The following is a 14,196-nucleotide window of genomic DNA, read 5'->3' as shown; positions in this document are numbered from 1 at the left end:
TTATATATAATGTGTTCTGTATATGCCTAAATCAGTATTTTTTATGGAAAGCACAAATCTGAACTTTACTTGTTTTCCGGTTTGAACACTTCGAAAGTGCCGTTATCGTAGAATATTCTTATTTCAGAGATTTTTGGTGTAGGCTTTTCTATATACCTAATTTCTTCTTTTACAGGCTTTTGGATAGTCTGATAGCCTTCTTCTGATGGTTTCTCCTTGCGAAAATCAAGATAAAACGCCCCGTTGTCCGTATTTTGCGGATTCTCGTGGCTTTCAGCGTCCGTTTCGTTCCATAGGTTTCCTTGCGTAAATTCGTGATTCTCCTGTTTCTTGTCGTTACCGGAGTTTCCTGTTGAATACATTTCTCCCTCGCCATACATTATCCAGTTAAGGCTGATGTCCGGGAAAGATTTATGCAGACGCTTCACCATGTCCAGACTCGGATTGTTTCTTCCGCTGAATATATGCGATAGCGACGATGTGGAGATTCCTATCTTTTCGGCAAAGTCTGCATTGCTTAACCCCGCTGAACGCATGATTTGGATTATTCTGTTCTTCATTTACAAATGTATTAACTTAATATAATGACGTTACAAAGGTAATTAATGAATTTTACAAAAGCAAATTTACATACATAAATGTAAAATATACATTTGTAATTACAATTGTCAATAATACAGAATATTTGTGGTTTACATTTGTTTATAGCTTAAACATTTAATTTATTAAATGATGCTAAAATGTTGATTATATGAATATTACACTTGTATATAGTCGTATATTCCGCCTTTTGTACGTTTTATTCCTTTTTGTCCGCATATATATTTAAGCAGATTATAGAATATCGTGTATAAAGTATTGGTATATAGAGATAAAACCTATTATATACACTATGCAAATATATACATTTTACAGATGTATATATATATGAGAGATGTAAACAAAACGCCTACACTCCTACTCTATTACATCTGTAAACACAAGTATAAATGTACATAATTCTATATAATAACATATATTTGTAATCCTTTTACATCTGTAATTTTACAGTTCTACACTATTAATCTACATACATGTGTAAACTTAATTATATCTGTAATCCCAATTCGCTGAGAATTGAAAATTTTCGTCCAAATGTACAGTCGTGCGTAAATTTTTGATTCTCGTATTGATAAGAAAAAAGGCTCTATCTACCGTAGTAGATAAAGCCTTTATACCTCTTTATGCTGTAAAATCAATGTAGAATGAAATAGACGAGCTCTCTCAGCAGTTCTCCCTGCGTAAGTGATACATTACCTATTCCTTTAGATTTTGCGTCACAGAGCCTTATTTGCGTTATAATGTTCATCACCTTCACGCCGGTGTATGCACTCATTCCGGCCAGATACTCTTTTGCCAGCCATGGAGCCTTCAGTCCCAGATAAGCTGCCACTCCATTATCCGTTCTTTCTGGAGCATAATATGCCACCATCAGATTGGAGAAATAGTTGAACAGTATAGCCAATGTCGGTTGTATAGGATTGTTCTTCGGATTGTCATTAAAGTATTTCACTATTTTGTTTGCCTTCAGGACATCTTTTGTGATAATGGCATTCTTCAGCTCGAAGTTGTTGTAATCCTTGCTTATTCCGATATTCTTCTCAATTTCGTCCGATGTAATCCTGTTTTTCCCCTGAGGCATTGTGATTATCAGTTTGTCCAGTTCCCCGGCCAGCCTGTTAAGGTCATTTCCCACGAAGTCCGCCATAAGTTCCGCAGCCTTGTTGTCAATCTCCATTTTCTTCCTTTTCAGATACGTCGTTATGAACGAAGGCAGCATATTCTCCTTCAGCTTCTTCGATTCGAACACTACGCCGTTCTTTTCTATCTCTGCCACCACTTTCTTTCTTTTGTCCATCGTTCCATGCTTGTAGCATATAACGAGTATTGTCGATTCAAGCGGTTTCTGCAGATAGAAAGCCAGGTCGTCCCATGCCCTGATGTTCTGCGCTTCCTTCACCATTACTACCTGGCGTTCTGCCATCATCGGATATCTCTTTGCGTTGTTTATAATGCTTGCCATATCTGTTTCCAGACCATACATCACTGTCAGATTGAATTCCCTTTCGTTTTCGTCCAGAGCCTTTTCTACTATGTAGTCGGCAATTCTGTCTATATAATAGTCCTCTTCTCCCATCAGCAGATACACGGGAGCAAACTTTTTGTTCTTTATGTCCTTGGCTATATCTTCGTATGTCATGTTTTTTTTCAATGTTTATTTACTTAGGCAATGATTTTACCGTTTCGTTCCGTTTTATTAAATTTGTACTGATAAATTTCCGTTACAAATAATCACGGTTGAAACTTTAAATGCAAATATACGAAATGTTATCATTAAACCTGCCATCCGCTGCGCTCAAAATAACCGACCGCAGTGGTAAAAAATATGTATTCGACGTGTTGAGGAGAAAATACGTCGCTTTGACGCCCGAAGAATGGGTACGTCAGCATTTTGTCCATTACCTTGTCAATCATCTGGGATATCCTGCCGGATTGCTTGCCAACGAAGTGAGCATATCTCTGAACTCCACATCCAAGCGTTGCGACACCGTTCTGTATTCTCCGTCCCTTGCTCCACGTATGATAGTAGAATACAAGGCTCCGGATGTTCAAGTCACACAGAACGTATTCAATCAGATTACCCGTTATAACATCGTTCTTCGCGTGGACTATCTCATCGTTACCAACGGTATAACCCATTATTGCTGTAAGGTGGACTATCAGACAGGCCGCTGCACATTTCTTTCTTCCGTTCCACCTTACAATAGTCTGTAAACAGAATGGGCGTAAAAATGTTTTACATAAAACACCTTTACGCCCATTATTCATTCAAGAAGTTTCTCTATATTATTCTGCAGAGCTTGCAGTTCTTGTTCTTCTTGGTTTAGTTTCCTTTACTTCAGTTTCTACCGGAGCTACACCAGCCAGTTCCTGGTCAACCATTATTCTACCGCAATATTCGCAAACAATGATTTTCTTTCTCATTCTGATATCCAACTGTTTCTGTGCAGGAATCTTGTTGAAGCAACCACCGCATGCACCTCTCTGTACATAAGTGATACCGAGACCGTTTCTTGAGTTGGATCTGATACGTTTGAAAGCCTGCAGCAATCTTGGTTCGATAGTGCTTTCAAGAGCCTTTGCATTCTCTCTCAGCTTTTCTTCTTCCTGTTTTGTTTCAGCAATGATTTCGTCCAGCTCATTCTTCTTGTCTTCGAGGTCCTTGCTTCTTTCTTCTACAGCATTCTGGCTTTTTACAATTTCCTCTTCCTTAGCCTTGATAGAAGCATTAGCCTCTTTGATTCTTTTTTCGTTCAGCTCAACTTCAAGTGACTGGAATTCTATTTCCTTAGTCAGGACATCATATTCTCTGTTGTTTCTTACATTGTCCTGCTGAGCTTTGTATTTTTCTATAGAAGCCTTTGCAGATTCGATGTCTATCTTTCTTGTAGCGACGTTCTGTTTCAGTTCTTCTATTTCAGCCTTGATTTTTTCAATGCGAGTGTTCAGACCTGTAATTTCATCTTCCAAATCTCTTACTTCAAGTGGAAGTTCACCTCTAAGAGTTTTGATTTTGTCCATTTCAGAAAGGATGGTCTGCAATTTGTATAATGCAGTAAGTTTCTGTTCAACACTTATTTCTGAAAGATCTTTCTTTGCATCTTTAGCCATAGTTTTACAAATATTTAATTGGGTTCGTATTAATTCTTGTAAGTTCTATTCTCAGTGTAGGGAACTTGCTTTTCAGCACATCCCTTATAATTTCTTTTGTGTACTGTTCGCTTTCGTAATGCCCTATTTCCGCTGCCAGGATTTCATCTTCGTAGTAGAAATAGTCATGATATTTTATTTCTCCCGTCACGAAAGCATCGGCGTGCTCTTTCACGGCCTTTTCCATCAGGAACGCTCCTGCTCCTCCGCATATGGCAACTTTCTCCACCAGTCTTCCTGTCAGTTTGGTATGCTTCACACATCCTGATTCGAAAGTTTTCTTCACGTGCTTCAGAAACTCGGTTTCCGTCATCGGTTCTTCCAGTTCGCCTATTGCTCCGGCTCCTGCCGTAAGCCATTCGGCCATTGAATTGTCGCATCCCGATTCCTGCTGCATATATTCTTTCGGGTTGAGCACCTTAACGTTTTTCAGTCCTATTTTCTCTGCTATCTTATAGTTCACGCCGTTGGGAGCATTGTCCAGGTTGGTATGCATCGAATATATTACGATTTCATTCCTTATGGCGTTCATTATACATCTTTCAGTATAGTCTTTTCCAGTTATTGATTTGTAACTTCTGAACATCAGCGGATGGTGCGATATAATCAGGTTAATACCTTGATTTATAGCTTCTTCTACTATATCTTCAGTAACGTCCAAACACAACAAAGCCCCTGTAGCTTCCACGTCTGTCAATCCTACTTGCAGTCCGGCATTGTCGAATCCGTCTTGCAGAGGCAGAGGCGCGAATATCTCAAGGGCATCTATAATTTCCTTAATTTTCATATTTGCGAATAAAATTCTATGCAAAAATACAAACAAAGAAGGTTGTATATGTGATGGTGAGGGAAGAATTAAGATTTTTTTGCAGGAATTAAAATCGGTTATGATGTTACGCTGTAAAGAAGATGTAGGAGAAATGTGATAACTGAAAAAAACAGCGTGCAGTTTCCACCACACGCTGTTTTCATATATAAATACAATATTGTTTTCCGGAGAATTAGTAAGCTCTTGCGAACAATACTCTTCTTGCAGAAGGTTTACCTGTTACCATGTCTACACCCGGTGTCAAGCTTTCTTCATCAGCTTCGAAAGGCAGACATCTGATAGTAGCCTTGGTTTCTTCCTTGATACGTTCTTCAGTTTCTGTTGTACCGTCCCAGTGAGCCAGGATGAAACCACCCTTCTCAATCTGTTCCTTGAACTCATCATAAGTATCCACTTTCACGATATGTTCGTTTCTGTACTTAAGAGCCTTCTGATAGATATTTTCCTGAATTTCTTCAAGCAGATTCTTTACATATTCTTCTATGCCGTCGCATGAGCGGGTTTCTTTTTCCAGAGTGTCACGACGCATAACTTCCATTGTATTGTTTTCCAGGTCACGTCCACCCATAACAAGTCTTACAGGCACACCCTTCAACTCATAATCAGCGAATTTGAATCCCGGGCGCTTGTTGTCAGCGTTGTCATATTTCACTGAGATACCCATGCTGCGCAGTTTTGCAACAATGCCGTCCACTTTTTCGTTAATCTGGTTCAGCTGTTCTTCGTTCTTGTAGATAGGAACGATAACCACCTGTATAGGAGCCAGATGTGGAGGAAGTACCAGGCCGTTGTCGTCAGAGTGAGTCATGATAAGAGCACCCATCAGTCGTGTAGAAACACCCCATGAAGTAGCCCAAACATAATCCAACTTGTTGTTCTTGTCTACGAACTGTACGTTGAATGCCTTTGCGAAGTTCTGGCCTAAGAAGTGTGATGTACCACACTGAAGAGCCTTACCGTCCTGCATCAAGCCTTCTATAGTATAAGTATCAAGAGCACCTGCAAAACGTTCGTTAGCAGATTTCACACCCTTGATTACCGGTACAGCCATATATTTTTCAGCGAAATCGCCATACACGTGTAGCATCTTCTGTGCTTCAGCTTCAGCTTCTTCTCTTGTAGCGTGAGCTGTATGTCCTTCCTGCCACAGGAATTCTGCTGTACGAAGGAACAGACGTGTACGCATTTCCCATCTCATTACGTTAGCCCACTGGTTGCACAGGATAGGCAGATCTCTATATGAGTTTATCCAGTTCTTGTAAGTACTCCATATGATAGTTTCAGATGTCGGTCTGATGATAAGTTCCTCTTCCAGTTTTGCATTAGGGTCTACAATCACTCCCGAACCGTCTTCAGCGTTTTTCAGTCTGTAGTGAGTCACCACAGCACATTCTTTTGCAAAGCCTTCTACGTGTTCAGCTTCGCGGCTCAGATATGATTTAGGGATTAATAGAGGGAAATAAGCATTAACGTGTCCTGTTGCCTTGAACATGTCATCCAGTTGTCTTTGCATTTTTTCCCATATAGCATATCCGTATGGTTTGATTACCATACATCCTCTTACTGGCGACTGTTCAGCCAAGTCAGCTTTTACAACGAGGTCGTTATACCATTGTGAATAATTTTCACTTCTTTTGGTAAGTTCTTTCAGTTCTTTAGCCATAGCCGTTTTATTATTTGATTTTATGAGAATTTGATTTTACGAGAGTGCAAAAGTAATAAAAAAAGCGTACAGTGTCATAACTGTACGCTAAAAAAGTTATTTCTGATAATCATAATACCACCAGAAAGTATCACCAAATTCAAGTTTCATTCTGTTTCTTTCCTCAGTTTCCGACTTGTATTTGATATTCCGCTGTTTGTCTCTGTATTCTTTCAGCCTTGACAGGTACGTGCTGTCGTTATCTGCCGCCACGTATTCCCACTGCGGATTCATCTCCTTATACATAAGTATTGCTTCGCGATAATACCTTCCTGTGTCAGATGTTTTTACAATTGCTTCAGCAAATTCATCCATTTTTTTATCCAGCATCAGTCCTGCCAGATAATAGTCTACAGCCATTCTGCAACTGTCACCTCCCTCTATCGAAAGTCTTTTCAGATATTGCATCCTGCTTTCTCCGGCAGCAGGTCTGTCGCCCAAAAGCGCGTAAACGGAATCGTTGGTGAATCTCAGTGTCTTCATCGAGTCAGAATCGAAGAACATACCTTCCGACCTGAAATACTGTGGAAATCTGAACAGCCACTCTCCCGTCTTGCCTTCCTTGGCCATAGCCATCATCCTCAGAGCCGTCATCGTCCTTGTCGTTTTGGACGATTTACCGGCCACTTTCAGAACTTCCGTATTGTTGCCTTCGGATATCAGACTTTCCATTCTCAACTCATTATGAAAATACCTGTCCGTATTTCCCAGACACATGGTTCCGACACACATTATAAGCATCAGTGCTATATTGTTAATCACTATCCCTAACGTACTGCGCTCATTCGTTTCAGGTTTCATGTGTTTTCTAACGGCTACGGTTACTGTCACAAACGCTGCTGTCAGTACCGGCATAAGCCACCACCATATATACCTGCTTTCGCCCATATACACATCCCTTTCGAATGCAGTCATAGTCACCAGACCCAAGAATGACGGTATATAAGCCAATGCGTGCACACTGCCTCTGAGTCTCATCAGCAGGTTCAGTCCCCACTTCAGTATCATCAGTATCACAGTCACTATAATGGCAGCCGGCAGAATCTTGAATTCGCTGTTTCCTTTGGCTGTCGAAAGGTGTAGCGCCTCTATCAGGTCCTTCTGGAATACGGTCAGATAAACCATGGAGAATACCACAAACAACAAGCCGCACACCATGTAGCTCAGGCGTGCAGCTGTTTTGTTGTATTTCCTTCTACCGTAATAATATCTGTTGTTATTCCACGCCATAATTATTCTTCACCCTTTTCAGTACCAGAGCAGTTCTTGCCGGCAAATAAAGTTTAAGCCACTCTTTTTTGTCTTTAGCATACAATGGGTCGCTGCAGGTGAAATGAGTGATTGAGTCATCATTGAAACCGAATCCTCCGAAATCCTTGTTGTCCGTATCAAGAACCACTTCGTATGCGCCTTTTGGAACCAGGAATCCGTAGTCTGTAAATGATCTGGTAGGATTAAAGTTAAATACGAAAATCAAATCCTTTCTTCTGTATGCCAGAACCTGATCGCCGTCATTATGCCAGATTTCCACCACATCCGTTTTCTGTATGTTCTTCACCTTTCTTATGGTTTCCACCATCTTCTTGTCGAAGTCTCCGAGGTAGTGATAGCACAGTTCCTTGTTGTCCACCAGGTTCCACTGCCTTTTTGCATATTTGTGTGACCATCCGTTACCTTCCCTCGGGAAGTCAATCCATTCCGGATGACCGAACTCGTTACCCATGAAGTTCAGATAACCACCGTTGATAGTCGATGCCGTCAGCAGTCTTATCATCTTGTGCAGGGCGATACCCCTCTGTACCACACCATTTTCGTCACCCTTCTTGAAGTGCCAGTACATATCGGCGTCACACAGTCTGAAGATGATAGTCTTGTCGCCCACCAATGCCTGGTCGTGGCTCTCGCAATACGAGATAGTCTTTTCGTCTTTTCTTCTGTTTGTCACTTCCCAGAACAGGCTCGATGGTTTCCAGTCCTCATCCCTTTTCTCCTTGATAATCTTTATCCAGTAGTCAGGAATGTTCATCGCCATTCTGTAGTCGAATCCATATCCGCCATCCTCAAACGGAGCAGCCAGTCCCGGCATTCCTGACACCTCTTCTGCTATAGTAATAGCTCTTGGGTTAACAGCATGGATAAGTTTGTTTGCCAGAGTCAGATAGCAGATGGCATTATCGTCCTGATGTCCGTTGTAGTAGTCACCATAGTTGCAGAACGCCTCTCCTAATCCGTGGCTGTAATACAGCATTGAAGTCACGCCGTCAAATCTGAATCCGTCGAATTTATATTCCTCAAGCCAGTATTTGCAGTTTGACAGCAGGAAGTGGAGCACCTGATTCTTTCCGTAGTCGAAGCATAGTGAGTCCCATGCCGGATGTTCCCTTCTGTCGCCCTGGTAGAAGTACTGGTGCGGATCACCTGCAAAGTTGCCTAATCCTTCCACCTCATTCTTTACGGCATGCGAGTGTACAATATCCATAATCACCGCTATACCCATCTGGTGAGCAGTATCAATCAGCTGTTTCAGTTCGTCGGGAGTACCGAATCTTGACGAAGGAGCAAAGAAGCTGGATACGTGATATCCGAAGCTGCCGTAATAAGGATGTTCCTGTATAGCCATAATCTGAATACAGTTATATCCGTCTTCAGCTATTCTCGGTAATATTTTTTCTCTGAATTCATTATAAGTGCCCACCTTTTCCTCATCCTGTGCCATACCGATATGACATTCGTATATCATCAGCGGTCCCACATTAGGGATGAACACTTTCTTCTTGAATTTATATGGTTTTGCCGGGTCCCATACCTGTGCACTGAAAATCTTTGTATTTTCGTCCTGCACCACTCTTGTTGCCCATGCCGGTATTCTCTCTCCGCATCCGTTGCTCCAGTAAATTTTCAGCTTGAACAGGTCTCCATGCTTCATTGCTTTTGCCGGCAGTTCGATTTCCCAGTTTTCTGTTCTTTTAACTTTGTTAAGTTTAAATTCCGGCAGTTCCTTCCATCCGTTGAAGTCCCCTATCAGATATATGGAAGTAGCGTTTGGAGCCCATTCTCTGAGCACCCATTTGACATCCTTTCCCTCTTTAATCTTGTGTAATCCAAAGTATAAATGTCCCGATGCAAACTCTTCCAGCGAGCATCTTTTAGTTAGTTCCTTCTCTTTTTGCTGCACCATTTCGTGTCTTCCATTGATTGCATCTGCATACGGTTCCAACCAAGGGTCATTCTTGATGATGTTCAAAACTTTGTCCATATTGATGTAAGTTTTTAAGTTTTTAAGATCCTGAGTTATTATAAGTTAGCAAACTCTATCCACAAAAATACGTTTATTTTTTTAGAAAAGGAAAAAAAAGTATAAAAAAAATCATAGGGGGACAAAAATGTCCCCCTATTTACATTTTTTTATCATCCAGGAGCCTTCCATTCTTAAAAGTTCCTTTTCTTGTCACTCTGCCCGATGAATCTTTTTCCACAAACTCCCCGTCTTTCTTTCCGTTTTTGAATCCTCCTTCGAACACGGTTCCGTCCTTTTCCGTTATGATACCCTTGCCGTGTTCTTTGCCTTTGTAGAATTCTCCGGTGTACACAGAACCGTCCGTCATCTTCAGTCTGCCTTTTCCGTCGGCCATATTGTTTTTCCATTCACCCTCATACACATCGCCGTTGGCCCAAATATACTTGCCGATACCGTTTCGTTCATTGTCCTTCCACATACCTGTATAAACAGCTCCGTTGGCCCATTTGAAGATTCCCTTTCCGTCCTGTTTGCCGTTCTTGAATTCTCCTTCGTACATATCTCCGTTCGGATAAGTATATACCCCTTTGCCGGTTCTTTCGCTGTTCTGGTATTCCCCCTCATATCTTTCTCCGTTATGGAAGAAGTACACTCCTTTTCCGTCCTGTACATCCTCCTTCCATTCTCCGGAATACTTGTCTCCGTTCGTATATACGAATGTTCCTTTTCCGTGTCTGTATCCGTCTTTCCATTCTCCTTCGTAATATGAGCCGTCTTCCCATGTCATCTTTCCGTTGCCGTCCTTCAGGTCATTCTTCCATTTCCCCTCATATACGGCCCCTCCGACCCAGACGTATTTTCCGCTGCCGTTTCTCTTGTTCTTGCTCCATTCTCCGGTGTATCTGTCGCCGTTGTAGTATTCCATGTCGCCTTCACCTTCCTGCATATCCTCCATCCACGTTCCCTTATACATATTGTTGTTCGCAAAATAATAAGTTCCCGTACCCTGCTTCATGTCCTCAGTCCATTGTCCGATATACCTCTCGCCTATGTTCAGCATCATCGTACCCTCACCGTCACGTTTACCTTTAGTATATTCTCCCTCATACATATCTCCGTTCGGGTACACCGTTCTTCCCATACCGTCAGGCCTTCTTCTTTTCAGCTGTCCGGTATATTCAGCACCGTTTTTGAATTTATAGTACCCCACAGAGAGTTGCGCCTGCACCTCTGCAGCCGTACACGACACCACACATATAGCTAATATATAATTCTTTAATCTGCTCATTATTATAATAGTTTGAAAATTAAATATTTCCTGCCACGACCTCCAGCATACTGTCCCAATTCAGATACTTGTTGGCCAGTTCCATAATTCTTTCTTCCGATATATTTCTGATAGACTTCACCGATCTGTCATAGAAATCCATGTCCACACCTGCCGTCAGTACATAAATCCATGCATCCGATATCGACAGAGCATTCTCATATGCCCTGCATATATCGCCTATCATATAGTTCTTCACCATCTCCAGTTCATCCCTGCCGGCCTTTTCATTCTTCATCCGGTCCACCTCGTTCTTCACCTCTTCTATCACCTTCTCCACGTACGCGTTGTCCGTTTCCGTGCTTATCACCAACAGACTCTTGCCCGGATAAGTTACGATACCCGAGCCGATGCCGTAAGTATATCCCTTATCCTCCCTCACGTTCTTCATCAGTCTGCTTCCGAAATATCCTCCTAACATAGTATTCATCACCTTCAGGTCAGTAAAGTCCTCATGCATCCTGTCCGGCATGAACATACCTATTTTCACCGAGCATTGCATGCCGTCGTTTTTCTTCACCGTCACCCTCTTGTCCTTGAATCCTCGAGGTTCAGGCAGCACGAATTTCTCCTTCCTTTTGTCTGTACCCCATGGCTCTTTTCCGAAACACTCCTCGATGTCCTTCATAACCTCATCCGTCACCTTTCCGGCCACGAATATCGTACAGTTGCCCGACGAGTAGAACCTGTTGTAGAAATCCCTCAGCATCTCCACTCTGATATTGTCATAGTCCTTCATCTCTGCAAATCGTCCCAGCGGATGACTGTCTCCGAACATTTCAGTGTTGAGCCTTTTTCTTGCCATCACTTCCACTCTCTCCGAGTTCACCATATACATCTGTCTGTTCGATTCCACCACAATGTCAAACTCCCTTTCCGGAAAAACAGGTTCCTTCACCATTTCAGCCAAGGTTCTTATCGTATGAGTGAAGAATCTTCCTAACGAATAAAGAGTCACGAATCCGCTGTTTACAGACGATGACAAATCCAGCCATGCACCATAAAAATCCAGTTTTTCCGCTATTTCTGTCGATGACATGTTCTTTGTGCCCTCTCTGAGCATCCTGTTTGTCATCACGGCCTGCAATGGAAAATCCTGATCCACCTGACCACATTCCATCACCAGATCCAGCCTTATCACGTCTTCCTTTCCTGTGTCCAACACATTGACTTCTATACCGTTAGGCATACTCCTCTTTACAGGTCTTTGTATGTCGAATTCGGCTATACCATTGATAGCCGGTGCCAATTTTCTATCCACTATTTAAGATTATAAGTTAATGATTGATATGCAAATTTACGAAGAAATTCATAATTTTGTATTATAAATAATCTAAAAGAAGAAAAAGCTTATGACATCATCCCCTGCCGTCCAGCCTGTTGCATGCCTCATATGCATAGGCGCCAACCAACATCCCGAAGCCAATCTCTCTAAGGCAGTCAGCACACTTGCCGATGTTTTTCCCGATATCCGTTGGGGCGAAACAGTCATCACTCCCGCCGAAGGATTACCCTCTGGAATCACCGCTCCGGATTATCACAACCGTGCAGCCACATTTTCCACCACTATGGATATTGCTGCACTGAAATCCCTCTTCAAGGAAATAGAAAAAGCCTGCGGACGCACCGTGAGTTCCAAATCAACAGGCCTTGTCCCACTCGACATAGATTTGCTTCGCTACGGCAGCCAAATCCTCAAACCCAATGATATGAAATCCACTTACGTCCGTCAGGCAATTATATCGTTATTTAGTTGTTAGTTCCTCGATAACCTTCAGCAGATACTGTCCGTACTGATTCTTCAGCATCGGTTCCGCATTCTTTCTCATCTGCTCTTCAGTTATCCATCCTTTACGGTAAGCTATACCCTCCAGGCAGGCAATCTTCAGTCCCGTACGTTTCTCCAGCACCTCTATGTAAGTAGAAGCCTCGCTCAGCGAGTCATGCGTACCCGTGTCAAGCCATGCAAATCCGCGTCCGAGAGTCTGTACCTTCAGTTCGCCGTCCTCCAGGAAACGCTGGTTCACGGTAGTAATCTCCAACTCGCCACGTGCCGAAGGCTTAATGTTCTTCGCCACATCCACCACCTTGTTTGGATAGAAGTACAGTCCCACCACAGCATAGTTCGATTTAGGCTTTGCCGGTTTCTCCTCAATGCTCAGACAGTTACCGTCCTTGTCAAATTCAGCTACACCGTATCGTTCCGGGTCGTTCACCCAGTATCCGAATACCGTTGCCTTCTTCTCTTCCTCCACAGTGCGTACCGCTTCTTTCAGCATACCGCTGAATCCCGCTCCATGGAAGATATTGTCACCCAATACCAGACATGCGGAATCGTCACCTATAAACTTTTCTCCTATGATGAAAGCCTGAGCCAATCCGTCCGGTGAAGGCTGTTCCGCATATTCAAATTTCACACCGAACTCCTTACCATCGCCTAACAGACGTTTGAATCCCGGCAAGTCATGCGGAGTAGATATAATCAGAATCTCCCTTATACCGGCAAGCATAAGTACTGAGATAGGATAATAAATCATCGGTTTGTCAAACACAGGGAGCATCTGCTTACTCACCCCCTTTGTGATAGGATACAGTCTTGTGCCGCTACCACCTGCAAGTACGATACCTTTCATATCATATATAGCTTTTTTAAAAAAGAGTTCTTAGTTTTTAGTCGTTAGTTTTTAATTATTAATTATCTTACCTTGTTCAATAAAGCTCCTCCGAATAGTCGAACAGCCATTCCGCATCCTTCAGTCTTGGATGATGTTTGTCCTTTTCAGACAGAATCACCTTCTCAGCCGGAATACCCCATTCGATACCTAAATCCGTGTCATCCCATGCTATAGCCCCTTCCGACTGGGGAGCATAGAAATTATCACATTTATACTGGAAAATCACCTCCGGAGTCAGCACCGCAAAACCGTGAGCAAATCCTCTCGGCACGAAGAACTGCCTGTGGTTATCCTCCGTCAGTTCCACTGCCACATACTTTCCGAATGTAGGCGAACCCTTTCTGATATCCACCGCCACATCCAGCACAGCTCCTTTTATTACCCTCACCAATTTGCTCTGGCAGTAAGGCGGTTTCTGGAAATGCAGCCCTCTCAGTACCCCATATTGCGATTTGCTTTCATTGTCCTGCACGAATCTCACCTCGCGTACCTCCTTGCGGAAATCCCTTTCCGAGAACGATTCGAAGAAATATCCCCTCTCATCGTTGAAAATACGTGGCTCAATAATCACCACCCCCTCTATATCCGTTTTTATGACGTTCATAATTCAATTATTTTTTGGTTATGTAGGTCGGCGGCATTACTGCCGCTTTCCCCATTAAGAACTGTACATGC

The 14,196-nt window shown here is 42.5% G+C and carries 13 protein-coding genes; 2 read left to right on the top strand and 11 right to left on the bottom strand.

Annotation, left to right across the window (positions count from 1 at the left end; translation table 11 throughout):
• Window positions 1-65 precede the first annotated feature (65 nt).
• Together QZ379_RS09620 and holA are read right to left on the bottom strand one after the other, a co-directional pair.
• Window positions 66-560, bottom strand: coding sequence for a helix-turn-helix transcriptional regulator (locus QZ379_RS09620; RefSeq protein WP_291563734.1), 495 nt, complete (start codon window positions 558-560; stop codon window positions 66-68).
• A gap of 674 nt (window positions 561-1,234) precedes the next feature.
• A complete protein-coding gene (gene holA, locus QZ379_RS09615) occupies window positions 1,235-2,239 on the bottom strand; it encodes a DNA polymerase III subunit delta (protein WP_291563732.1) in 1,005 nt (334 codons plus the stop codon).
• A 125-nt stretch (window positions 2,240-2,364) separates the two neighbouring features.
• On the opposite strand from holA, the gene QZ379_RS09610 reads away from it, so the two are divergent.
• Window positions 2,365-2,814, top strand: coding sequence for a type I restriction enzyme HsdR N-terminal domain-containing protein (locus QZ379_RS09610; RefSeq protein ID WP_291563730.1), 450 nt, complete (start codon window positions 2,365-2,367; stop codon window positions 2,812-2,814).
• 72 nt (window positions 2,815-2,886) lie between these two features.
• On the opposite strand, the gene QZ379_RS09605 is transcribed toward QZ379_RS09610, so the two are convergent.
• The 7 genes from QZ379_RS09605 to QZ379_RS09575 all read right to left on the bottom strand — a co-directional run bounded on the left by QZ379_RS09605 (window position 2,887) and on the right by QZ379_RS09575 (window position 12,107).
• Complete coding sequence (locus QZ379_RS09605) at window positions 2,887-3,711, bottom strand: C4-type zinc ribbon domain-containing protein (protein ID WP_291563728.1); 825 nt, start codon at window positions 3,709-3,711, stop codon at window positions 2,887-2,889.
• A gap of 4 nt (window positions 3,712-3,715) precedes the next feature.
• Window positions 3,716-4,537: a Nif3-like dinuclear metal center hexameric protein gene (locus QZ379_RS09600; RefSeq protein ID WP_291563726.1), complete on the bottom strand. Its 822-nt coding sequence runs from the start codon at window positions 4,535-4,537 to the stop codon at window positions 3,716-3,718.
• A gap of 214 nt (window positions 4,538-4,751) precedes the next feature.
• On the bottom strand, window positions 4,752-6,242 hold the full coding sequence (gene proS / locus QZ379_RS09595; RefSeq protein WP_291563724.1) for a proline--tRNA ligase: 1,491 nt from the start codon (window positions 6,240-6,242) through the stop codon (window positions 4,752-4,754).
• A gap of 96 nt (window positions 6,243-6,338) precedes the next feature.
• Window positions 6,339-7,511, bottom strand: a complete 1,173-nt coding sequence (locus tag QZ379_RS09590; protein WP_291563722.1) for a DUF6057 family protein — start codon at window positions 7,509-7,511, stop codon at window positions 6,339-6,341.
• Complete coding sequence (locus QZ379_RS09585) at window positions 7,498-9,537, bottom strand: alpha amylase C-terminal domain-containing protein (RefSeq protein WP_291563720.1); 2,040 nt, start codon at window positions 9,535-9,537, stop codon at window positions 7,498-7,500. The genes QZ379_RS09590 and QZ379_RS09585 overlap by 14 nt, the downstream gene beginning before the upstream one ends.
• A gap of 139 nt (window positions 9,538-9,676) precedes the next feature.
• Window positions 9,677-10,807: a phosphatidylinositol-4-phosphate 5-kinase gene (locus tag QZ379_RS09580; RefSeq protein WP_291563718.1), complete on the bottom strand. Its 1,131-nt coding sequence runs from the start codon at window positions 10,805-10,807 to the stop codon at window positions 9,677-9,679.
• A gap of 19 nt (window positions 10,808-10,826) precedes the next feature.
• Window positions 10,827-12,107: a pitrilysin family protein gene (locus tag QZ379_RS09575; RefSeq protein WP_291563716.1), complete on the bottom strand. Its 1,281-nt coding sequence runs from the start codon at window positions 12,105-12,107 to the stop codon at window positions 10,827-10,829.
• 91 nt (window positions 12,108-12,198) lie between these two features.
• Between QZ379_RS09575 and QZ379_RS09570 the strand changes: the two genes are divergently transcribed.
• Complete coding sequence (locus QZ379_RS09570) at window positions 12,199-12,606, top strand: 2-amino-4-hydroxy-6-hydroxymethyldihydropteridine diphosphokinase (RefSeq protein ID WP_291563714.1); 408 nt, start codon at window positions 12,199-12,201, stop codon at window positions 12,604-12,606.
• On the opposite strand, the gene rfbA is transcribed toward QZ379_RS09570, so the two are convergent.
• Together rfbA and rfbC are read right to left on the bottom strand one after the other, a co-directional pair.
• The gene (gene rfbA / locus QZ379_RS09565) at window positions 12,592-13,479 is read right to left on the bottom strand and encodes a glucose-1-phosphate thymidylyltransferase RfbA (protein ID WP_291563712.1); all 888 of its coding nucleotides are present in this window, start codon (window positions 13,477-13,479) and stop codon (window positions 12,592-12,594) included. The two genes, QZ379_RS09570 and rfbA, sit on opposite strands and share 15 nt — an antisense overlap.
• A 76-nt stretch (window positions 13,480-13,555) precedes the next feature.
• Window positions 13,556-14,125, bottom strand: coding sequence for a dTDP-4-dehydrorhamnose 3,5-epimerase (rfbC, locus tag QZ379_RS09560; RefSeq protein WP_291563709.1), 570 nt, complete (start codon window positions 14,123-14,125; stop codon window positions 13,556-13,558).
• Between the last annotated feature and the right edge of the window lie 71 nt (window positions 14,126-14,196).

This window comes from Bacteroides sp. (assembly GCF_019417265.1).
In the GTDB taxonomy this organism is placed as follows: Bacteria; Bacteroidota; Bacteroidia; order Bacteroidales; family Bacteroidaceae; genus Phocaeicola.
This window is presented reverse-complemented; position numbering and strand designations above follow the sequence as displayed.